Genomic DNA, 22,640 nt, shown 5'->3' on the forward strand with positions numbered 1-22,640 from the left:
TTCAGTTACACCGTCACAGCAGGACGTACGTTCAATTTCTCGCGCTCGGATTTGGCACACTCAATCGCCTTTTCGATCCCAGCTCCGTCGCCCGCATGGACCAGCCGCCGAAACTCCTGGAGCGATTCCTGATAGGCATCGATGAAATGCACCACGTTCTCGCGATTCCAGAGGAAAATATCCCGCCACATCTCAGGAGAACTCGCCGCAATCCTGGTCGTATCCCGCAACCCGCCTCCGGAGTGCGCCCCCAGGTCGAGCGATGGAATTTCACGGTCACGAAGATTCGCCAACGCGGCAATCAGCGCGAAGGCCGCAACATGCGGCAAATGACTCACGGCGCCCAGAATCTGATCGTGCACATGCGGATCCATCGTCAGCACAATCGAGCCCGTCTCCTGCCACAACGCCCGCACTCGCTCCAGCGCTTGCGCATCGGTCTTGGGCGTAGGCGTCACGATGCAGCGCGCGCCCTGAAACAGCTGATCGGTTCCCGCTGCCACACCGGTTTTTTCTTTTCCGGCAATCGGGTGCGCGCCAACGAAATGTACGCCGGCCGGCATGCTGGCTTCGGACTGTTCCACCAACAGGCCCTTCACACTCCCGACATCGCTCACGATGGCCCCGGGTGAGAGGCACGAGCCCCAGTCCTTCAGATGTCGGTCATAGGTATCGACCGGTGTAGCCAGAATGACGAGGTCCGCACCACGCACACCGTCCTTAGGGTCAGCCACATATCGATCGATCGCACCCAGCTCGACGGCCGTCTGGAGATTTTCCACCCGCCGGCCGATGCCGACCACCTGATCGGCCAACCCCTTGCGGCGCAAGATCATCCCGAGCGACCCACCGATTAGGCCCACTCCGATAATTGCGACCTGTTTGAAATGAACTGCCATACGCTATCGCGGCCTATTCCCCTGAGAGAAGGTGTGGCAGACTAAATGTCCCGCCCGACCGCTCGTCCAATATTCCCAAGATCGCGCATCAACTCTTTGAACTTTGACGGCTTGATCGATTCCTCTCCGTCACACAAGGCACATTCAGGATTGGAATGAACTTCGATCAACAACCCGTCGGCGCCCGCCGCAATTGCCGCCTTGGACATGGGCGCCACCAGCTGCCATTTCCCCGTGGCATGGCTCGGATCGACGATGACGGGAAGATGCGACAGCTCTTTCAGCGTCGGAATCGCCGCCAGATCCAGTGTATTCCGATACTGAGTTTCAAACGTCCGGATACCCCGCTCGCAGAGCATGACGTTACGATTGCCCCGCGACATAATGTACTCCGCCGACAGGAGAAACTCCTTGATAGTCGCCGACAATCCGCGCTTCAACAGCACCGGCTTGTCATAGGCCCCGACTTCCTTCAAGAGTTCGAAATTCTGCATATTGCGGGCGCCGATCTGAATGATGTCGGCCTTCTCCAGAAACAACTCAATGTCTCGCGTGTCCAAAATCTCGCTGACGACCGGCAATCCCGTTTGCTTCTTGGCCTCAAGCAGATAGTCCAGTCCTTCTCGCCCCAACCCCTGGAACGAATAGGGTGACGTTCGTGGCTTGTAGGCTCCTCCGCGCAATACCGACGCGCCGGCGGCCTTCACTTCATGAGCAATTCCAACCGTGAGTTCAAGGCGCTCCACCGCACAGGGTCCGGCCATGATGGCCAGCTTCTTCCCGCCGATTTTTACCCCGCCCACATCAATAATCGTCGATTCTTTCTTGAATTCCCGGCTCACCAGCTTCCAAGGCGCGAGAATCGGCAAGACGCTTTCCACACCGGGCAGCGCGGTCAGGGGCTGATTGTGCAAAATCCGATCGTCGCCGATCACCCCGATGATGGTGCGCTCCTGACCGGTTGAAATTTGTGACTTCAATCCCAACTCGCGCAGGCGATCGATAATATGATCGACTTCGCGTTCAGATGCGTCAGGTCTTAAGACGATGATCATGATGCCCTCTCTATTACGTCACGTCGACTGCAAGACGTTCTTCAACGAGGCCAGGAACGCGTCATTCTCGTCCGGCTGACCGATCGTCACGCGCAGCATCGTGCCCTCAATGTGCCGCACAATCACGCCCTCGCGCAGTAAGGCATCGAACACCCGCCGGCCATCGCGCTTGACGTCGAAATACACAAAATTCGCCTGGCTGGGAATCGCGGCAAATCCCAGCGCGCGCAAACCGCGTTCGAGCTGCTGCATGCCCGCCGCGTTCACGGCTCGACTCTTCGTCACATGTTCGTCGTCACCCAGCGCGGCCAGAGCCGCACGCTGCGCCAGCGTATTGGCATTGAACGGCGGCCGCACGCGATTCAGGCAGTTCGTGATCTCCGGAGTCGTAATCCCGTACCCGATCCGCAACCCTGCCAGACCGTAAATTTTCGAGAACGTTCTCAGCACAATCGCGTTCCGCCCCTGCGTCACATACTGCAAGCTGTCCGGGAAATGCGGATCGCACACATATTCAAGATAGGCTTCATCAAAAACCACGACCACATCGTCCGGAACCTTCGCCATGAACCGGGCGACGGCATCGGCAGCAACCATGGTCCCGGTGGGATTGTTGGGGTTGCAGAGAAAGACGAGCCTGGTCTTGGCCGTAATGGCGTTGGCCATTCCGTCGAGATCGTGCGTCCAATTGACCAACGGAACGATCACCGCTTTCCCGTGGGCCGCCGTGACTTCCATCTTGTAGATCACAAAGGTCTGATCGGCCATCACCGCTTCATCGCCCGGCGCCAGGAACGTCCGAGCCAGCAGGCCGAGGACTTCGTCTGATCCATTGCCGAGAATAATGTGATCGAGGCTGACCTTCCATCGATCGGCCAATGCCTGACGCAAGCGATAGGCGCCGCCATCCGGATACCGATGCAGACTATCATGCCCCCCGACGAGCGCAGCCAGCGCTTTCGGCGATGGTCCAAGCGGATTCTCATTCGAGGCGAGCTTGATCACGCGCGCCAGACCCAGCTCACGCTGCAATTCCTCAATCGGCTTCCCCGGGACATAGGGACTGAGCGAAGCAATATCTGGATGAATACGCAGTGCCATAGATCTAATTGTGGGCCGGATAGGAACCCAGAATCTTCATAAAGAGACAGCGGCCTTTAATCTCTTCGATCGCCCGATTCACGCGTTCTTCTTCCATGTGGCCTTCCACATCGACAAAGAAAATATACTCCCACGCCTTCCGCCTGGAGGGACGCGACTCGATCTTCGTCATGCTGATGCCATTTGACGCAAACGGCCTGAGGAGATCATACAGCGCGCCGACTTTGTCTTTAATCGACAGCATCAACGAGGTCTTATCTTTCCCGGTGCGCTGCGGCGGCTTCTGCGACAGGACCAGGAAACGGGTGAAATTGTTCAGATTGTCTTCGATTCGCGCCTTCATCACTTTGAGCCCGTAGAGCTGAGCCGCCAGTTCCGATGCGATGGCGGCTATGGTGACGTCTTCCTGACATATCTCCGCGGCGCGGGCCGTGCTGGCGACTTCCGACACCAACACATGCGGCATATGCGTTTCGATCCAGTTGCGGCATTGTGCAATCGCCTGCGGATGCGAGCAAATCTTTTTGACCTCTTCCATCACGCCGGACTTCGACATCAGATGGTGTGAGACCTCTTGGAGCACTTCTCCGTAGATCAGGAGGTTCGAATCGATGAACATATCGAGCGTGTGATTCACAACACCTTCGGTCGTATTCTCGATCGGCACAACACCAAAATTCGCGCGGCCCCGTTCCACTTCGTTGAATACTTCCTTGATACTGTGGACCGGAATGTATTGAGCCGACGAGCCGAATTTCTGCATGCAGGCCATGTGTGTGAACGTCGCGCGTGGGCCCAGATAGGCCACCTTCTGCGGACCTTCCAGCGAAAGAGACGCCGACATGATTTCCCGATAGACGGGACGGATGGCTTCTGAGGGAAAAGGACCGGGATTTTGACCGACTAATCGCTCGATAATGGCGGCTTCGCGAGCCGGGGTATGCAGATTAGCGGCCGCATCCTGAGCTTTCTTGATATGACCGATCTCGATGACGCTCTTCGACCGCTCATTGAGCAGACGAAGAATCTCATCGTCGATACGATCAATCTCCTTCCGATAACCGGAAAGGTCACCAGGCATGCGCGAACCCCCTCCACCCGTGCCTCATGAGTTGGACGACTGTCCAGAGGCAGATCGAGTGCAAGTAAGCAAAGGATGATACAGGATTCGAATCGCCTATTGCAAGGAGACTCCCCAGTCTTTCAAGAGCTTGCGACTACCATGGGGAGATCAATGATTGACGGGCAATCGGGAGGAATCAGTTGCGAAAGGAGACTAGCGGCGGCCTGGATGAGCCGAGGCCTCGATGATCGAGCGCCAGCTCCAACTTGAGCGGGGCCCTCGTGTACTGTGTGATTCTCAACCACTCGGTCGCTAGAATAGCTGATCCGTCGGCTTGCTAAAGTGATCGAAGGCGAGCTTTGTCGCTTGGCGGCCGCGGCCGGTGCGGTCGAGGTAGCCGGCTTGAATGAGGTAGGGCTCGTACACATCCTCCAGAGTCCCCTTCTCTTCTTGCACCGCTGCAGCCAGGGATTCTACTCCGACCGGTCCACCGTTGAACTTTTCGATGATGGTCATCAAGATCTTCCGATCCATATCGTCAAACCCCGCACTGTCGACTCCCAGCCAGACCAGGGCCTCCTGAGCAACCTGCCTGGAGATATGCCCTTCGGCCTTAATCTGCGCATAGTCCCGGACGCGCCGGATCAAGCGATTCACAATACGAGGCGTGCCTCGGGCTCTTCTCGCAATCTCTGCGGCACCGGCATGATCGATCGATGTGCCTAACACACCGGCCGACCGCGTCACGATCCGCTCCAGATCGGTCGGTGAGTAGAAGTCGAGGCGATACACGAGTCCGAACCGGTCGCGGAGCGGAGACGTCAGCGCCCCCGCTTTTGTCGTGGCTCCGACCAACGTGAATGGAGGAAGGTCCAACTTGACCGTTCTGGCTGCAGGCCCCTGCCCGACGACCAGATCGAGTTGATAGTCCTCCATCGCCGGATAGAGCGCCTCTTCGACGGACGCCGGCAGCCGGTGAATTTCATCGATGAACAGTACGTCATGCGCCTGGAGATTCGTGAGGATCGCCGCCAGATCGCCGGCATGCGCCAACACGAGCCCGGAGGTTGAGCGGAGCGACGCCCCCATTTCCTTGGCGATGATGTGCGCGATTGTCGTCTTCCCAAGGCCGGGAGGTCCGTAAAAGATAGTGTGATCGAGCGCCTCGCTCCGTTGCAAAGCCGCATCGATACAGATGCGCAGGGACTCTTTCATCCGCTCTTGCCCGACGTAGTCGTGGAAGGACTGCGGCCGCAGCACGTTTTCCATGCTACGGTCATCGTCGGTGGTCCGCTGTGCGAGGAGCCGTTCAGTCATACAATCTCGCGACGGCTACTTGTGGTCCGGAGCCTGCTGAAAACGCGGGACCGGCGGCAAAGCACCCTGGCCTGGTTGAGCAGCGCTCCCGCAGTAAGGAGGACAGGTCTTGACGCCTTGCGTCGGGTCGGGCAGATTCTGCTCCATCTTCTGCAACTGGCATTGCGACAACCGCCCCCCATCCTTGTTCCCGCAGCGGGAGGGAACCGACGAACTGCCGATCTCCGCATAGCCCTCGGGACAGGATCCGCACACGGGAAGCATGTTAGCCCCAAGAGGCACACACTGGACCAGCGTCGGATCTCCATCTTTACAGACTGACGGAGCCTGCGTGGTGCCAGTGGTGGCGTACCCCTCGGGACACGTTCCGCAGGTCATGCGAATACTCTTTTGCTCGCCGGCATCCTGTGCCCACCCAGCAAACGGAAGTCCCAAGAGAGAGCCCACCACTAAGCTACACCGGACCAGCACTCGTGCGCGCGTAGATAGACTCATCGTTTACCCCCTCGCAAGTTCTTTCAAACCCTCACGAATCAATTCTTTGAGACCCGTCTGAGGCTCGACCGTCTTGGAAACTCGCTTCAACGCATCTTTGACATCTTGAGGGCGATACCCGAGATTGACAAGAGCCGACAGCGCGTCATCGTAGGGACCTGCCGAAACCGTTGGCTCCTCGATCGTTGCGGAAGGCAGGCCGGAATGAATCTTCACGATCTTCTCTTTGAGCTCAAGGGCGATACGAGCCGCCGTCTTCTTTCCGATCCCCGGAATCGTGGCGAGCTTCTCGACATCCTCGGATTGAATGGCACGGACGAGCTCGACAAGCGGCAACCCAGACAACACACCGAGCGCGAGTTTCGGACCAATACCGGAGACCGTCGTCAACAGCAAAAAGGCCTCTTTCTCACTCTGCGAAAGAAAGCCGAATAGCTGAATCGCGTCTTCGCGCAGATGGGTATGAATATTAAGCGCGGCGACTTCGTCGAGATTGGGCAGGGCGTAGTAGGTACTCAGCGGAATATGGACTTCGTAGCCCACACCCTGCACATCCAACGTGAGGTGGGTTGGCGCCTTAAATGCCAGCCGCCCCGTGAGAAAGGCGATCATCGTGACTCACGTCTCGTGTGGCAGAAAACGACTGAACAAGTCGGCACTTATCCCGCCGCCGCCGCGGCCACCTTCTCCATCACTTCCTCTGAGATGTCGAAATTCGCATGGACCTTTTGGACGTCATCATGTTCGTCCATGGCTTCCATCAGCTTCAGCATCTGTTCGGCAGCTTTTTCTTCGAGGCGGATTGTATTCTGGGGAATAAAGGTCACTTCGGCGAGCGTCGTCTCGATCTTGGCGTCAGCCAGAGCCTTTTTCACGGCTTCGAATTCGTGAGTGCCGCAAATCACTTCGAAAGTTTTGTCGCTCACCTTCACATCCTCTGCGCCAGCTTCAAGTGCCAGCGTGAGCAACTGGTCTTCGTCGGCTTTTCCTTTGTCGATCGTCAGGAGGCCCTTCTTGTGGAACTGCCAGGCCACCGCCCCTGCTTCCGCCATATTTCCATGGTTCTTCGTGAAAAGATTGCGGATCTCCGCCACGGTTCGGTTGCGGTTGTCGCTGGTGATTTCAAGCAAGACCGCGGTGCCACCGGGCCCGTAGCCTTCCAACGCATACTCCTCATACGCCACGCCGGGAAGCTCTCCCGTGCCGCGCTGGATGGCTTTTTTAATCGTGTCGCCGGGCATGTTGGCTTCTTTAGCCTTGGCGATCGACAGGCGCAGACGCGGATTGCTGTCAGGATCACCGCCGGTGCGCGCAGCGATGGCGATTTCGCGAATAATTCTAGTAAAAACCTTTCCGCGCTTGACGTCCTGCGCACCCTTATACCGCTTGATTGTCGCCCAATGGCTATGTCCACCCATATGTCCCTCGTCTACGTCTTTGAAACGCGTAACCGGTGTGAAGCCGCTGCCAACGGCTGATCCCTCACCATCGTAGACGTAGCATAGGCCTTTGAAAGGAGTCAATCAATCGGGCGGCGTACAGACATGACACGGGTTATTCGGAATAAAAAAGAAGCTGGAATCCGATGAGCAGAATGAGACCCGCCCAGACCTTCTCCCAACGGGAACGAGACCACCCCATGAAGACGCCTTTCCATGCTGAAGCCAGCCTGCTGGAACCAGCCGACACCGCCAAGGTGCCCATCACGGCATGGTGCATGGCAATCTTCTGGGCGGCAGGATGAGCGCCATGGGAATGCGCGAACAGCATGATCCCGCCGATCATGGCGAATAACGGGAGCGGGACGAGCCAACCGACGTGATCCAACCGATCAAGACGCCGATACAGCTCAATGAGTCCGACGGCCAAGGCAAGGAGACCATAGGCTTTATGCTGGAGGATTTCATGATCGTTACCGAAGAATGTTTCCGCGAAACTCAGTGGGCCGATGGGCCAGGCTTCGTGATCGCTCCAGATCAAGAGAAACGCCGCCATGCCCAGCAAGGCGGCAGGCAGGAGCATTCTCGCCCAGCTAAGGGAGGAAGATCGCAGCGCCTGCGCCATCTCAGAAAATCCGATCAGGAGTACAAAAAGTCCGGCGAGATGATGATTGAACTCCGAATAGGCCATACCGGCATTCGATCCTTCCCAGCTATCCGGTGAAAGAGTGAGTCCGTGATGATCGTGGCCATGCTCCGAGGAACCCACGGCAGCCGCTTCGTGACCAGGCTCACCATGCTGAGCGAAGAGGAGACCGCCGTCCAGGCCTACCAGCAGGGCGACGAGCGAGCAACAGAGCACCCACATCCGGACAGGGTTTGACCGGATGGAGGTGCCTAACACTGAGGCTAAAGGAAAGGCCCATCCGGGAATCCGGATGGGCCTAGGTGAACCCTGCGACATGAAACTCCTACTTACATAAACTTCATAAACTTGTCTTTGGTCTCGTCCATGACTTGTGCGGTGATTGTCACCAAGCCACGCTCTTTGGCCACGCGTTCAATCTCTTTTCTCGCCATGGGCCGAATGAAGTCCGGGATGTTCTCCAGCCGCTGCTCGGCCTCGCGCGACCAGGTCATCCCGTTCGGCGAGTCGGTCTTGGAATCGTCCATGACTTGGAGCGTAATGGATTTGAACCCATTCTTCCTGGCATAGGCTTCGACGCTGCTCTGCACCATCGGCTTCACGAATGCCGGCAACCGATCGAGCTTTTCTTTGGCATCGGCCGTCCACGTAAAATCTGAGGGTGCGGGGGCGGTTCCGTTACCGGGCTTTCCGGTACCCGTCAATCCCATTTCCGCGACCATCGCGGAGAAGGGACACCCGCCGCTCGCTTTTTCTCCGGCTTTGTCCGGAGTCGCCGTCGATGTCGCCACCGGCTGCCCGCCCTGAATTCTTTCATTCAAATACGCGCCCATCTGCCCGGCACCGGCTTGGGCTTCATCCTTGAGCGTGCCGCGCGTCATTTCAAACGGCTCAGCCGCCACCGTGCGACCGCCAAATTTGACGCCGAGTGAACTGACCATCTGCGTTTCGCCTGGATTGGTCACCATCGAGAACTTGGCGTTGCACGATGGACAGCCGAAAAAGACGCCGAGCGCGCCCTCGCCAGGCTTTTCAACCTTTTCGAAATTCATATAAGTTTCGCAATTGAGACAAACAAATTTCATAGGAACTCCTCTCGCATCACAGCTTATCCGCCAACACCTTTTTGTAATCGAGCAGCGTGCGGATCCGCCCGGCTATCTCCTGGTACCGCTGAATGGTCGGGTACGTTTCGTCAAGCAGCGGCTGGCCCTTATCGAACGTGCGGGCTAGTTTTCGGTCAAACGGGACCCGCCCAAGAAGCGGAAGATCAAGCGCTTCACACATCGCTTCGGTGTTGCCTTCAAACAGTTCATTGACTTCACCGCAGGACGGACACCGGTACTCGCTCATATTTTCGACGATGCCCAAAACCTTGATGCCCATGTCGCGCGCATAGGTGACCGATTTCTGCACCACATCGGAGGCCACTTCTGATGGTGTCGTCACCACGATGGCTCCGGCTAGGTCCGGGATAAACCCGGCAATGACCGGCGGCTTATCGGCGGCCGCCCCGGGAGGCAGATCGGCGAGCAAGTAATCCAGTTCGCCCCACATCACGTCGGCGAGAAACTCCCGGATCACATTCATTTCCATCAACCCGAGCCAGACCGGGCTCACATCCATCGGCCCCTTCCACCGGACCGGCGAGGCATCGCCGAGGAAAAAATCCATCGACGCTACTTTCACACCGAGCGGACCGACCGGAGGAATCGCCCCTGCCGGGGTCATCTTCAACACTTGCCCATGCAGCCCGAGCATGCGCGGCACGCAGGGCCCGTTCAAATCGACATCCAGCAGCCCGACTTTCGCACCCTGGCGGGCAAATGCCAGCGCCAAGTTGACCGTCGTCATACTCTTGCCGACACCACCCTTCCCGCTCATGACAGCCAGCTTGTACTTGATGCCGGCTAAGCGGGCATGGACCTGTTTGGTCTGCTCGGTTATCTGTTCGACGACCTTGGCATCATCGGAATACTTTAGCTTGCCAAGAATGGTCTTGAGGTCTTTGTCGGCTGCCATACAAGTCTTTCTATTCACAGGTCAAACGATGCAGGGCGGTACGGTAACACAGGGGTTTCTGGGGAGTCAAACCACGCAAACGGTGGGGGTGCGGAAGAAAAATGATCTCCGCAATCCCCTCACGATTCAGCGCGCTCGACTAAATCGAATATTGGAAAGTCGGCTTAGCTCCGATGGCTTCGGCCAGCACGCCCCGCTTCTTGAGCTCCTCCATAATTTGTTTGGTGGCTTTGTCGAGATCCGTCGGTCCACTCAAAACAATGTCAGTATTCTGTGGCGGCTCTTCGCTGGTCTTGCTCATGTGCACCGCAATGACGGGAGCCGGATGGACGAGCGTTCTGATCGCCTGCACGGCTTCCTTATAGTGCGCCCCGAATGGATTCGTAGTGGAGACCACAATCAAACCGGTATCCATCAGCAGACGGGCGACTTCACCATACCGCCTGGCCATTTCATCGGTCTGCCCTCGCTCCTCATCCGTCAAATCTGCGTCGAGCCCGCGGCGAAGATTCTCTCCATCCAGCAGATAGGCATGCCGCCCGTCGCCCACCAGCCGTCCTTCCAACTGCCTGGCAAGCAAGGACTTGCCCGTATGTCGCCCGCCGGTAAACAATACGATAGCGGCGCGATGCCCATACTGCCGCGCACGGTCCTCGATGCCGACTTCGCCCTTGACCCACGCGAAATCTCGACGGCGGGCCTCCTCCCGCAGAAACTCCTGATCATCGTGAATCAGTTCCGTGACGATCCCGCCGCCGGCGATATCATATTCATCGACTAAGACAAACCGCCCGGTCGCTTCAAACGAAGCAGACAAGTCGAAGGCCACCGGCGTCTTCGTCCGCAGCGTCAATTCAGCGACCTGATTCTTATTCACGGTCGTGCTGCCTTGTTGCTGCGCCAGATCCATCGTATCGATAATCCGGTGAATGGTGGCTACTTCGCAGTCGACTTCCTTGTTGGCGACGCGCAACTGATATTTACGGCCGCGCTCCAGCGGGCGCTTCCCCAACCAGAACAGATTGGCCCTGAAGGCCGTCGAGACGGACGGCAACTGGTCCTGATGCGTCGCGATTTCACCGCGCTCCACAAAGATCTGCTCATCGAGCGTAATGCCGATCGACTGACCGGCATAGCCCTCCGTCGGCGGCGGATCGATATTAAAGGCTTCGACGGACCGTATATTGGCCCGCTTGTTCGACGGGGAGAACACCAGATGATCGCCGACTTTTAGCTTCCCGGCGGTAATGCGGCCAGCAATGATCCGACGTGCGTCGAATTTGTACACGTCCTGGACGGGGAACCGCAGCGGCTGCTCCGATTGTGCCGCTTCCTTCTTGAAACGACTTAGCTGGTCCAGGACCGTCGGGCCGGTGTACCACGCCATATTGGCGCTGCGATTCGCGATGTTGTCGCCAAGCTTGGCGCTCACCGGAATAATACATTCCGGCACGGCTTTGAACTGACCAAGAAACTCCCGATATTCTTTCTCGATACCGTCAAACACATCCTGCCGATAACCGACCAAGTCCATCTTGTTGACGACCACGGCGAACTGCCGGACGCCCAGCAGCGACAGCAGATAGCCATGCTTCTTGGATTGCTCCTTCACTCCCTCCAGCGCATCGATCAGCAGCAACGCCGCTTCCGCCCGCGCTGCGCCCGAGATCATGTTCTTGAGAAACTCTTTGTGGCCCGGTGCGTCAATGATGATGTACTGGCGCCCCTTCCAGTTGAAGAAGGTCCGCGCCGTATCGATCGTAATTCCTTGTTCCTGTTCTTCGAGGAAAGCATCGAACAGGAAGGCATACTCAAACTCTTTGCCTTGCTGGCGACAAATCGCCTGCACCTTCTCGAGCTTGCCATCAGGCAATGACCCGGTGTCGGCATAGAGCCGCCCCAACAAGGTAGACTTACCGTGATCGACGTGTCCGACAATGACGATGTTCAGACTTTCCGAGGGCTTCTGTGTTTGATTGTCCATGGTTACCTTAATCCATCTTAAGTCTTAGAGAGGATGATCAAAAAAGCCATCCAACAAGGCCCGAGGCGAGTCGAAACCGGAAACGTACACTCTGCGGTACGTTGAGGATTTCGATGAGCCGAGAACGAAGTTGGGGGCCTTTTTCATCATCCTCGTTACATGTACCCGTCTTTTCGTAGCAACTCCATGCCACGCCCTTCATCCTGCGCGCGGCCGGCCCGTTCGGCGACTGTCGTGTGACGCAATTCGTTGATGATCTCGTCGACCGTCTTCGCGGTCGACTTGATGGGCGTGGTGCAGGGTGCGCAACCGAGGCTCCGGTAGCGAGTGCCATCGCCCTTGTCGAGATACAAGTCCATGAAGGGAATATTTTCGTACTTGATGTACTCCCAGATATTAATCTCAGTCCAATCCAGCAACGGATGGATGCGAATATGGGTACCAGGCGGGAAGGTTGTCTTGAACTGATTCCAGAGTTCGGGCGGCTGATCGCGGAAGTCCCAGTCGCCATGCTTATCGCGGGGCGAAAAATACCGCTCCTTCGCTCTCGTTCCCTCTTCGTCCGCTCGCACACCAAGAATGATACCGGTGTACCCCTTCTGCTCGATCAGTTGTTTCAGTCCGTTCGTCTTGAGGGCGGTACAACAGGCGACCCGGCCCATCGTATGATTCATGCCCGCCGCCAAGGCTTCCTTGTTTTGGCCCACCACCAAATCCAGACGCCATTCCCGCGCAATCCGATCGCGGTATTCGATCATGGCCGGAATTTTGTAGCTCGTATCGACGTGGAGTAACGGAAAGGGCACCTGTCCGAAGAAGGCTTTGCGGGCAAGCCAGAGCAGCACCGTCGAATCTTTACCCATCGACCAGAGCATGCCCAGGTTGTCGAAACTCTTGTAGGCCTCGCGAAGAATGTAGACGCTTTGATCTTCTAACTGACGAAGATGGTTCACGACCGGCGACCTTTCTCTTTATTATCCCCGTTTACTTCCTGCCAGAGGCGCCTGCACCAACTCGTCCAGCTTGCGCCCGGCGGCGCCGCTTTCAAGCGCGACGCGTGCGATCGGCAAACAGGCCGGCAGCGTAGCCCCTTTGCCTGCGGCATACAGCAGCAACGCCGCATTCATCAGAACCCAATCTTTCGGACCGCCCGAAATCTGATTCTGAATGATCCGCCGCAGCAACTCTGCTTCCTTATCCTGCTGCCCCGGGGGAAACCCGGCCATGTCGCGAGAGGTGCCCAGCGCCACACCGCAATCCTTCGGCGAAATCCCCAACGGCGTGATCCGCTCATCCCGCAACTCCAGCACCCGGGTCGCTGCCGTGACGGACAATTCCGGATCGCCTTCCACGCCACGAATGACTAAGGCGCGCGGGCAGCCCAACATCCGCAACACTTCCGCCGTTTTTTCAAAATGAGGCGGATGCGATAAGCCGACCACTTGTGCGGCCGCCCGCGACGGATTTAGCAAGCGGGCGATCGGATGAAAAAGATTGCGCACCCCAATTTCCTGGCGCATCTCCAGGAACCGATAGAGCGGCGGATGATACATTCCGATATCGAGATAGACGAATCCCTTTTTTGTGACGTGCTCACCGGCCATCTTCGGATCCAGGTCGATTGGAATCCCGAGCGCTTTCAAAACACCCGCGGCGCCAGGGCGACCGGGAATGCCGTCATAGCCGTGCATCACGATCGCCGCACCCGCCGCCGCCGCTACGATCGCGCCGGCAATCAACCCGTGAAAGGTCTCTGATTTTCCCGCATAGCTCGGCACATCCACCACGGCCAGCTCTTTGGGAATCGACAGCGGAGCAACGTACGCACGCGCCGCTGCCGTAAAGGCCGCCAACTCGGAGACCGATTCCATCTTAAAGCGCATCGCCATGAGAAAGGCGCCGATCTGCGCCTGCGTGGCCTGGCCTTCGATCAACAGTTTCATCACCTGCTTGGATTCATCCCAGGTCAGATCTTTGGAGGCTTTGGGCCCCTTGGCGATTTTCGCAATAAAGTCTTGAATAGGCATATTAGGTTTTGTGGAGCCCACACTCGGTCTTGGTAAAAGTTTTCCAACGTCCGGCACGCGGATCTTCACCCGGCGCCACCGGAGCGGTGCAATGGGTGCACCCGATACTCGGATAATTCTGATCATGCAACGGATTGTAGGGAACTTCGTAGACCTTGATGTAGGTCCAGACGTCCGCCCAGGTCCAGCGCGCCAACGGATTCACTTTGACCAGTTGGAACTTGCTGTCCCATTCGATCAACCCCGCGTTGGCTCTCGTCGGCGACTGATCCCGGCGGATGCCGGTAATCCAGGCGTCGTACCCTTTCAAAACACGCGTCAGCGGTTCCACCTTCCGCAACTGGCAGCAGCGATCCGGCTCGGTCGACCAGAGCGCCGGCCCATGTTGCGCCACCTGCTGATCCGGCGTCAGCAGCGACTGCACCTGAATGACCTGTGCCGGCTTCAGCGCATACTGCTGAATGATGCGATCACGGGTCTCATAGGTTTCTGGAAACAGAAAATCCGTATCCAAATAGAACAGCGGAATCGAGGGATCGATGCGATGCACCATGTCGACCAACACCACATCTTCCGCACCGAAACTGCAGGCGACGACAATCTTCGGAGCGAACCGCTTGATCGCGTCCTTCAACACCTCTTGCGGCTGCTGAGATTCGAACGCGTCGCTCGCACGCTTCAGTTCCGCCACCATCTCTGGACTTCCGCCGCTGGCCATGATCGTACCCTGACTCCCTTAGCCTTCGACCTTTTCCACGAGGACGCGATAATGCGCGGCCTCCGGCTCCAGCGCTTCCTGAAGCAGCACGAGATGTCCGTCGTTCTTCAAGCTCATCGGAACATTCTTGATCGGCTCACCGGCGTCCAGCCAGACTTCCAGCTTTTCACCCGCATCCATCATTTCGAGTTTGAGCTTCGTCTTGACATAATTCAGCGGGCACGCGACACCCCGGAGATCGTAGACCGGCGCCCCCGTTGGTGCAGGAGCGGCTGGCGCAACCGGTGCCGCTGCCGCCACTTCCTTCACAGGAGCCGCCGCCTCTTGGGTCGGCGCAAGCTTGAGGTCTTTCCCCATCTGCTCTGTCGCAGCACGGCAGGCATCCACAAATCCCTTCGCGAAAGCCATTTTTTCACGCGCCGACTCCGCCGTCGTATCTTTGGGGCCGAGATCGCCGACCTTCTTATTGAGCTCGCGATACTGCGCCGGGATGATCCCCTTCTGCGCAATCCGGCTATCGAACTCAATGAACGTTTCCGAGTCGGTCGACGGCTCAAGCCCCTCTGTGACCAACATCGCTTTGGCCGCCGCCAGGACCGCACGATACGACTTATTCACCGACACGGAATACTGATGGTTCTCGACCAGCAGTTTGGCCTGATACAGCTCCTGGTCTGCTTCGAGGATACCGTTCTCAATCATTTCCAGCGCGCCGCCTGCGCACTCGCCGGGCCCCAAGTCCTCAAGAATGAATTCCGCTTCACCTTCCCAGTCATAGTAGAAGGTTGGATCGTCCTTGTAGGCCGGGACGATGGTGTAGGGAATCAGCTCGTCCTTGAGTTTATTTTTTCCGGCGCGCGCAACGAACGCGGACAGGTTTTCCTTCGGCAGGCGATCCCGCCGATACACGGTGACAAGATGCGACAGGGCGGCCGGCACAGCCTTCGCCGGCAGCTTAACCGTCATCTGCCCGATCTTCGGAGTGCCATCCACTTGCCCCCCCAGATGCAATTCATAATGAGGCGCGACATGTTCCCCCAACCGCTTCCCGACACCATGTAGCCCGATTGTCGAGATGTGATGTTGTGCGCAGGAGTTGTGGCATCCGCTAATTTTGACACTCACATCGGACAGGTCTTCAGGAACACGCCCGGCCGGAAAGACTTCGGCCAGCGCCCGCGCCAACCCCTTTGATGAGGTAATCCCCAGACCACAGGTATCGGTCCCTGGGCAAGCGATGATGTCTTCCACCAACTCTGCGCCTGGATCGGAAAGCCCTTGAGTAGAGAGCTCGCCGTACAGCGATTCGATCTGCGACTCCGGGATCCACCGAATCACCATGTTCTGGTTGATGGTGGTCCGAATATTTCCATTGGCGTACCGCTCGGCGAGGTCAGCGACACACAACATCTGCTCGGATGTCAGATCGCCCATAAAAAGCTTGATTGCCGCTGTGACGTACCCGGGCTGCTTCTGCTTGACGACGTTCGTCCGCTTCCACATTTCAAACGGAGTTTCATGACCGATGCCATGACCGGCTCCATTGCCATTCAACGACGACGGACCTGACCCATTGCGCGTCGGCATGATGAGTGGCGTGGGCTCGTCCGCATGGGTGAGCAACGCGATGGGCTCGTGTGATGGACGGGCATATCCCATCGATTCGTAGGCGGCTTCCCATCGTCGCTTGAATTCATCGAAACCCAGCTTCTCGATGACAAATTTCATACGGGCTTTGTTGCGGTTCTTGCGGTTCCCGAGCGTATCGAACACCTTAATGACGGCTTCAATGCTCGGCAACAATTCTTCCATCGGGGTAAATTCACGCAGCACTTGTGCCATACGCGGAGCCGACCCCAACCCGCCGCCTGCTACCATGCGGAACCCGATCGTCCCGTCGGCTCGCTTGGCTGCCAGCAACCCGACGTCATGGATCGGGGTCAGGGCGCAGTCCTGCTTGCAACCTGAAAGCGCGATCTTGAATTTTCTCGGCAGACTTTGATTCAAGGGATTGCGCAACAGGTGATACGCGATGGTCTTCGCGTAAGGCGTCACATCGAAGACTTCCCCCTGGCAGACCCCGGCCAGATGGCAGGCCGTCACGTTGCGGACGGTATTGGCGCAGGCCTCACGCGTCGTCAGCCCGACTTCAGCCAGGCCGCGCATAATTGTGGGGACATCTTTCAATTCCACGAAGTGCAGCTGAATGTCCTGGCGCGTCGTGACATGCCCGACGGCGGTAGCGTGGCGATCAGCCAGTTCTGCCACTCGCCGAAGCTGATTGGCCGAGATGCCTCCGAACGGGATCTTGATACGGACCATCTGCACACCCGGCTGACGCTGCCCGTAGATTCCATATTGCAATCGGAATGGCTTGAAGAGATCGATCGATACTTCCCCAGCCATGGTACGAAGCGCTTCCGCTTCAAACGTTTCGATTTCCTCGAGCAAGGCAGGAGGAATCGGAGAGGTTTTGATCTCCGGTATGGTCAGCTGATCTTGGGGACTCATATATATTCCTCCCTTGCCGCGACAGAGATACCACCCTGCCGCCGAAACCGCTCCGTCAGTTTAGATGTGATACATGGGATTCTGTTGCTGATCGAGCTCCCTTTGGCGATCGACTAATTGATCAATCGTGATCGCAGAGAGGACACTTCGTTCGGCTTGATGCACTTTTTCCCACACCGCCCCGAGCAAGAGCTGCTCTCTCGTATCGCGCCGATTCTGCCCGGCCCCATTTTGTGAGGCGTCATGAAACACCGGTCCATCAAGCGCTTCGAGCAAATCGGCCACCGATAGTTCGGATGGAGCACGCAGGAGGAGATAGCCCCCCTGTGCACCCCGCGTGCTATCGACAAGACCGGCCTTTTTCATGGCATGCAGCACTTGCTCGAGAAATCGCACTGGAATAGATTGCCGTCTGGCGATGGTTCGCGCCTGGATAGGGACTTCCTTCCCATTCATGGCGAGGTCGACAGCAGCCAATATTCCGTATGTTGCACGATGCGACACTTTCATTCTTGATAATTCCGGTAGGAATTGATCATTCAGACATATACCGCTCTCAACTCCCGCCTGTCAAGCAGCCGTCTTTGCTCTTGCGAAAAACTCGATGTTTGCATAAAGGACTCGCGTCCAACTCAGTCTGGGAGACTCTTACTCTGAAAATTATGCACAGCGCTTTTCCGTGACGCAGTGAAAACCGCGCGCGACGCTCACCCCAATTTACTCATGACCGCCTCACGCAGGGGAAATATCCAATTGACATCATGCCGGCCCTGGGCAATAATTCCGCCCTCTTCTTCGCATGGTGCCCGCATGTCGGTTCCCACATCGGCTTTTTCCATTCTGTTACTGACGGCGGATGCCGATGTCCACGCTCACTTCAAAGCCGTTTTCGGGAATGCCTCCGTCACAATGGTTCAGGATGCCGACTCGCTCCCTAAAGATCTCCCGAAACTCCCCTATGATGCTGTAGTGGTGGAAGCTCACACTGGGCAGGGCCTCTCCGAAGTACTTCCCGTTCAGATTGATCCCGCACAAACTTTGGTCATCGTGGGATCACGGACGGTGCTGAAGCGGGCTCCGGCTATGATCCAAATGATGAGCCAGCGCCACGAGGAATCCCAGAAGGGCAAAGGACACGACCTCTCATTGGAAGACTTCCTCGACCAGAAAATGGGTGATTTCGTGAAGGGGATGCATAACGGCGCGGCCAAGAATCTTCATCCGATGCTGATTTCCGCCGTCGAGCGCCCCCTGATCTCCTCTGCGCTACGCGAAACTCAAGGCAATCAAATTCAAGCGGCTGAATTACTGGGCCTCAATCGAAATACGTTGAGAAAGAAAATTACGAATCTCCATATTCCATTGAAGCGGAGTCGCGTAAAAACCACCGGCTCCTCCTAGTGCGGCAGTGCAACAGAAGATTCGCCCGGACATTCGCCCGGACAATGGAAACAGCTTCAGGCGTTCGGCATCCTCATTCATTCATAACCAAGGAGGGGACTGATGACCAAGGAAGAGCTGATTGCGAAGATGGCAGCCTCCGCAGGAATCACCAAAGTCGCAGCGGGTACTGCACTGCAAGCCTTTACCGGCGCCGTTACCACGTCGCTAAAAAAAGGGCAGCGCGTTTCTCTGGTGAACTTCGGTACCTTTACGATTTCCAAGCGGAAGGCACGGATGGGCAGGAACCCGCGCACAGGAGAATCACTCAAAATTCCTGCCGCCAAGGTCCCGAAGTTCTCTGCAGGGAAGGAACTGCGTTCGGCAGTCAAGTAACGACTTCGTTGCGTATTCGGTAACATAAAGAGAAGGCGGGGCCTTCCAGAAGCAGCGGAAGGAGTCCGCCTTCTCTTTTGCATTTCTTGACAGTGTGGGCAGGCCTATATTAGCATGCCCACCCGGACAATAGGCGCGTAGCTCAGGGGGAGAGCGTTACCTTGACACGGTAAAGGTCGACGGTTCAAGACCGTCCGCGCCTACCATTTCGGCTAGGGGCATCCGTTTGCCTTGAGGCGGCGGAATGCCTTTGTTGTTTTTGTTTGGATAAGAAAAGCACTCGGACGTATGAAGATCACTCTCAAAGGCGGGAATAGCCAGGTCCTGGAAAAAGGACAGACCGTGGGAGCGGCCTTGAAGGCCTGCGGCCTATCGGTCGGATCCGATGTCCTCGCCGCCAAAGTCAATGGAATCGTTGTTGATCTGTCACGGCCGCTGACTGAAGACGCTGTCATAGAGCCAGTCCGGTTCGATTCGGCTGAAGGGCGAGAGGTTTACCGCCATAGCAGCACCCACATCATGGCGCAGGCCGTGAAAGAAGTATTTCCCACGGCACAGGTCACCATCGGTCCGGCGCTTGAAGATAGTTTCTTTTACGACTTCGCCTTTGAGCGGCCTTTTACGCCGGAAGATCTCGAGAAAATCGAGGCTCGCGTCCGCGAGATCATCAAACGGAACCTGCCGGTCACCAGGAAAGAACTGTCGAAACAAGAAGCCATTCAGTTTTTCCAATCCCGCGGCGAAGCTTACAAAGTCGAATTGATCCAAGGATTCCCTGAGCATGAGCCGATCACGGCCTATAGCCAGGGCGAGTTTGTTGATCTCTGTCGCGGACCTCACCTCCCCGCCACCGGTCACGTCGGCGCATTTAAGCTCCTGACGACCGCCGGCGCCTACTGGCGCGGAGATGAGCGCAACCCGATGTTGCAACGGATCTACGGAACGTCCTTCCCGACCCAGGCCGAACTCGACGCCTATTTAGCGCGCCTGGAAGAGATCAAACGCCGCGATCATCGCAAGGTCGGAAAAGAACTCGATCTGATTACCATCCAAGATGAAATCGGTCCAGGCTTAGTTCTCTGGCATCCGAAGGGCGCTCTCGTACGGCTCTTGATCGAGAATTTCTGGCGCGAACAGCACATCAAAGACGGCTACGATTTGGTCTACTCGCCCCACATTGCGCGGCTCGATTTGTGGAAGACAAGCGGTCACGTGGACTACTATCGGGAAAATATGTTTGCCCCGATGAAGCTGGAAGGCAGCGAGTACCAGCTCAAGCCGATGAACTGCCCCTACCACATCATGATTTACAAGTCGCACTTGCGGAGCTATCGGGATCTCCCTATCCGCTACGGCGAGCTTGGTACGGTGTATCGGTATGAACGCACGGGGGTCCTGCATGGCCTGTTGCGCGTCCGCGGCTTCACGCAAGATGATGCGCACCTCTTTTGCCGGCCCGATCAGATTCAAGATGAAGTCAGCCGAGTACTGGACTTCACCTTTTTTGTCTTAAAATCGTTCGGCTTCGCCGACTTTGAGATTTTCCTGTCAACCAGACCCGAAAAGTCAGTCGGCTCGGATGACAAATGGATTCTCGCGACAGATTCACTGGAGGGGGCGCTCAAGAGCCGAGGGATCGCCTTCCATTTGGATGAGGGTGGCGGCGCCTTCTACGGACCCAAAATCGACATTAAGATCAAGGACGCCCTTGGCCGATCCTGGCAATGCTCGACCATTCAGGTAGACTTCAACAATCCTGAACGGTTTGAGCTCAGCTATATCGGCGAGGATGGAAAATCTCACCAGCCCATCATGATCCATCGGGCCTTGATGGGATCCATCGAACGCTTTTTCGGCATTCTCGTCGAGCACTATGGCGGGGCCTTCCCGACCTGGCTGGCACCAGTCCAAGTCGTGGTCATGGCCATCACTGACAACCAGCGCGAATATGTGAACACCGTCGTCGCTCAGTTGAAAGCCGCAGGGTTTCGGGCTGATGCCGATCTGCGCAACGAAAAAATCGGCTTTAAGATTCGCGAAGCGGAGAAAGCCAAGGTCCCCTACATGCTCGTGGCGGGGGATCGGGAAGTCCAGAGCGGCACGCTCTCCGTCAGGGGACGGAGCGGGGCAAATCTCGGCAATATGACAGGGGCTGCAGTGATCGATCTTCTCAGGAACGACGTCACGCGCGCGCAGCCGGAGCTACAACCAACACACTAAGAGGTGGGTTATCGTCCCCAAACTGCGCGTGAACCGCGAAATTCGAGTGCGAGAGGTTCGAGTCATCGGTCCCGAAGGAGAGCAACTGGGGATCCTCCCCACGCCAGACGCGTTGCGCCAGGCCCAGGAGGGCGGCTACGACCTCGTGGAAGTTGCTCCGACGGCAGCGCCGCCGGTTTGCCGGATCATGGATTACGGCAAATACAAATTCGAGCTCAGCAAGAAGGACCATCAGAATCGACGTCACCAAAAGTCGACCCAGGTCAAAGAAATCAAGCTTCGGCCGCGCACCGATAAGCACGACTTAGGCATCAAGATCCGTCAGATCAAGGAATTTTTGGCTGACGGGAACAAGACCAAGGTCACATTGACGTTTCGTGGCCGTGAAATGGCCAATCAAGAGATGGGCCGGTCACTGATGAATATGGTGATCGCCGAAATGACTGAAACCGGAACCATTGAGTATGCCCCACGCATGGAAGGCCGCAGCCTCATCATGATCGTGGCACCAAAAAATTAGGGATATGCTTGCAGCTTACAAACGGAGAGGATGGATTCGATGAAAACCAAAGCCAAGACACACAAAGGGGCCAAAAAGCGATTTTCCCGCACTGGAAGTGGGAAAATTGTCCGACGGAAAGCCGGAAAGCGGCATTTGTTAAGCCATAAGAAAAGCGATCAAAAGCGCCGGTTAAGCAGAACCGCCGTGGTGGATGCTACTTCCACCTTGTCTTTGAACCGCCTCTTGCCGTATAACTAAGCTCTTAAAAAGCGACCCTCACGGATAAAAGGAGTATTGAGTCATGCCCCGCGCAAAAGGTGGACCGAAAACTAGAGCGAGACGGAAGAAGCGGCTGAAACTAGCAAAGGGACAGTACGGCGCAAAAAGCCGGTTGTTCCGATCAGCGACTGAATCAGTTGATAAGGGACAGCAATACGCGTATGACGGACGAAAGAATCGGAAGCGTGACTTCCGGCGTTTGTGGATTGCACGCATCAGCGCAGCCGTCCGGGCACAGGGACTGACCTACGGTCGGTTTATCAATGCCCTCAAGAAAGCAGAAATCCTGCTGGATCGCAAAGTCCTCTCCGACATGGCGATCAAGGATGCCGCTGGCTTTGAGAAGTTGGTCGGACTGGCCAAGCAACACCTGACTCCGATCGCGGCGTAATTCAGCCGTTCCTCGGCACTACGAATTCAAGCAGTTTCTCTGATCTCGGAGGGCGACACACTGTCGCCCTCCTTCAACTTATCAGCGTCAGCAATCCCTCCCCCCAAAGCCTTCGATCGGATGCTTGTCGGCTACATTTTTTTGATTTGTCCGGTCGCCTACATTCATATCTCAGCCATGAGAAAATGTCGGCGA

General features: G+C 56.8%; 23 protein-coding genes and 1 tRNA gene. 7 read left to right on the forward strand and 17 right to left on the reverse strand.

Annotated elements, in window-relative coordinates:
* Positions 1–5: 5 nt before the first annotated feature.
* The 17 genes from NITLEN_RS04535 to NITLEN_RS04615 form a co-directional block, all read right to left on the reverse strand.
* Positions 6–899 carry a prephenate dehydrogenase gene (locus NITLEN_RS04535; RefSeq protein WP_121988372.1) on the reverse strand — a complete coding sequence of 298 codons (894 nt, stop codon included), beginning with the start codon at positions 897–899 and terminating at the stop codon, positions 6–8.
* Positions 900–940: 41 nt separating this feature from the next.
* A complete protein-coding gene (gene aroF, locus NITLEN_RS04540; RefSeq protein WP_121988373.1) occupies positions 941–1,954 on the reverse strand; it encodes a 3-deoxy-7-phosphoheptulonate synthase in 1,014 nt (337 codons plus the stop codon).
* 18 nt (positions 1,955–1,972) lie between these two features.
* The gene (gene hisC, locus NITLEN_RS04545) at positions 1,973–3,055 is read right to left on the reverse strand and encodes a histidinol-phosphate transaminase (RefSeq protein WP_121988374.1); all 1,083 of its coding nucleotides are present in this window, start codon (positions 3,053–3,055) and stop codon (positions 1,973–1,975) included.
* A 4-nt stretch (positions 3,056–3,059) separates the two neighbouring features.
* The gene (pheA, locus tag NITLEN_RS04550) at positions 3,060–4,136 is read right to left on the reverse strand and encodes a prephenate dehydratase (RefSeq protein WP_121988375.1); all 1,077 of its coding nucleotides are present in this window, start codon (positions 4,134–4,136) and stop codon (positions 3,060–3,062) included.
* 294 nt (positions 4,137–4,430) lie between these two features.
* Complete coding sequence (gene ruvB, locus NITLEN_RS04555) at positions 4,431–5,435, reverse strand: Holliday junction branch migration DNA helicase RuvB (RefSeq protein WP_121988376.1); 1,005 nt, start codon at positions 5,433–5,435, stop codon at positions 4,431–4,433.
* Between the two features lie 15 nt (positions 5,436–5,450).
* A complete protein-coding gene (locus tag NITLEN_RS04560; RefSeq protein WP_146216097.1) occupies positions 5,451–5,930 on the reverse strand; it encodes a hypothetical protein in 480 nt (159 codons plus the stop codon).
* A gap of 3 nt (positions 5,931–5,933) precedes the next feature.
* The gene (gene ruvA / locus NITLEN_RS04565) at positions 5,934–6,542 is read right to left on the reverse strand and encodes a Holliday junction branch migration protein RuvA (protein WP_121988378.1); all 609 of its coding nucleotides are present in this window, start codon (positions 6,540–6,542) and stop codon (positions 5,934–5,936) included.
* Between the two features lie 47 nt (positions 6,543–6,589).
* A complete protein-coding gene (locus tag NITLEN_RS04570) occupies positions 6,590–7,348 on the reverse strand; it encodes a YebC/PmpR family DNA-binding transcriptional regulator (protein WP_121988379.1) in 759 nt (252 codons plus the stop codon).
* 136 nt (positions 7,349–7,484) lie between these two features.
* The gene (locus tag NITLEN_RS04575; RefSeq protein WP_146216098.1) at positions 7,485–8,333 is read right to left on the reverse strand and encodes a hypothetical protein; all 849 of its coding nucleotides are present in this window, start codon (positions 8,331–8,333) and stop codon (positions 7,485–7,487) included.
* 11 nt (positions 8,334–8,344) lie between these two features.
* Positions 8,345–9,100 (reverse strand): PCP reductase family protein, encoded by a 756-nt coding sequence (locus NITLEN_RS04580; RefSeq protein WP_121988381.1) that lies wholly within the window; start codon positions 9,098–9,100, stop codon positions 8,345–8,347.
* A 16-nt stretch (positions 9,101–9,116) separates the two neighbouring features.
* The gene (locus NITLEN_RS04585) at positions 9,117–10,037 is read right to left on the reverse strand and encodes an Mrp/NBP35 family ATP-binding protein (RefSeq protein ID WP_121988382.1); all 921 of its coding nucleotides are present in this window, start codon (positions 10,035–10,037) and stop codon (positions 9,117–9,119) included.
* Positions 10,038–10,176: 139 nt separating this feature from the next.
* Positions 10,177–12,021 (reverse strand): GTP-binding protein, encoded by a 1,845-nt coding sequence (locus NITLEN_RS04590; RefSeq protein ID WP_121988383.1) that lies wholly within the window; start codon positions 12,019–12,021, stop codon positions 10,177–10,179.
* Between the two features lie 155 nt (positions 12,022–12,176).
* A complete protein-coding gene (gene cysD, locus NITLEN_RS04595) occupies positions 12,177–12,974 on the reverse strand; it encodes a sulfate adenylyltransferase subunit CysD (protein ID WP_121988384.1) in 798 nt (265 codons plus the stop codon).
* Between the two features lie 21 nt (positions 12,975–12,995).
* Positions 12,996–14,048 carry an anthranilate phosphoribosyltransferase gene (gene trpD, locus NITLEN_RS04600; protein ID WP_121988385.1) on the reverse strand — a complete coding sequence of 351 codons (1,053 nt, stop codon included), beginning with the start codon at positions 14,046–14,048 and terminating at the stop codon, positions 12,996–12,998.
* 1 nt (position 14,049) lies between these two features.
* Positions 14,050–14,766, reverse strand: coding sequence for a phosphoadenylyl-sulfate reductase (locus NITLEN_RS04605; protein ID WP_219999381.1), 717 nt, complete (start codon positions 14,764–14,766; stop codon positions 14,050–14,052).
* Positions 14,767–14,784: 18 nt separating this feature from the next.
* On the reverse strand, positions 14,785–17,277 hold the full coding sequence (locus tag NITLEN_RS04610; protein ID WP_121988386.1) for a sulfurtransferase TusA family protein: 2,493 nt from the start codon (positions 17,275–17,277) through the stop codon (positions 14,785–14,787).
* A gap of 60 nt (positions 17,278–17,337) precedes the next feature.
* On the reverse strand, positions 17,338–17,787 hold the full coding sequence (locus tag NITLEN_RS04615; protein WP_121988387.1) for an RrF2 family transcriptional regulator: 450 nt from the start codon (positions 17,785–17,787) through the stop codon (positions 17,338–17,340).
* Positions 17,788–18,087: 300 nt separating this feature from the next.
* Here NITLEN_RS04615 and NITLEN_RS04620 point away from each other — a divergent pair, with 300 nt between their 5' ends.
* From NITLEN_RS04620 to rplT, 7 genes are all read left to right on the forward strand, one after another.
* Positions 18,088–18,678 carry a helix-turn-helix domain-containing protein gene (locus NITLEN_RS04620; RefSeq protein ID WP_245924378.1) on the forward strand — a complete coding sequence of 197 codons (591 nt, stop codon included), beginning with the start codon at positions 18,088–18,090 and terminating at the stop codon, positions 18,676–18,678.
* Positions 18,679–18,780: 102 nt separating this feature from the next.
* Positions 18,781–19,053: an HU family DNA-binding protein gene (locus tag NITLEN_RS04625; protein ID WP_121988389.1), complete on the forward strand. Its 273-nt coding sequence runs from the start codon at positions 18,781–18,783 to the stop codon at positions 19,051–19,053.
* A gap of 131 nt (positions 19,054–19,184) precedes the next feature.
* Positions 19,185–19,259 (forward strand) — tRNA-Val (locus tag NITLEN_RS04630).
* An 82-nt stretch (positions 19,260–19,341) separates the two neighbouring features.
* Positions 19,342–21,273 carry a threonine--tRNA ligase gene (gene thrS / locus NITLEN_RS04635; protein WP_121988390.1) on the forward strand — a complete coding sequence of 644 codons (1,932 nt, stop codon included), beginning with the start codon at positions 19,342–19,344 and terminating at the stop codon, positions 21,271–21,273.
* A 28-nt stretch (positions 21,274–21,301) separates the two neighbouring features.
* Positions 21,302–21,793, forward strand: coding sequence for a translation initiation factor IF-3 (gene infC / locus NITLEN_RS04640; RefSeq protein WP_245924379.1), 492 nt, complete (start codon positions 21,302–21,304; stop codon positions 21,791–21,793).
* A gap of 39 nt (positions 21,794–21,832) precedes the next feature.
* Positions 21,833–22,033: a 50S ribosomal protein L35 gene (gene rpmI, locus NITLEN_RS04645; RefSeq protein WP_121988565.1), complete on the forward strand. Its 201-nt coding sequence runs from the start codon at positions 21,833–21,835 to the stop codon at positions 22,031–22,033.
* A gap of 43 nt (positions 22,034–22,076) precedes the next feature.
* Complete coding sequence (gene rplT / locus NITLEN_RS04650; protein WP_121988392.1) at positions 22,077–22,445, forward strand: 50S ribosomal protein L20; 369 nt, start codon at positions 22,077–22,079, stop codon at positions 22,443–22,445.
* Positions 22,446–22,640 lie beyond the last annotated feature (195 nt).

The organism is Nitrospira lenta (assembly GCF_900403705.1).
Lineage (GTDB): Bacteria > Nitrospirota > Nitrospiria > Nitrospirales > Nitrospiraceae > Nitrospira_D > Nitrospira_D lenta.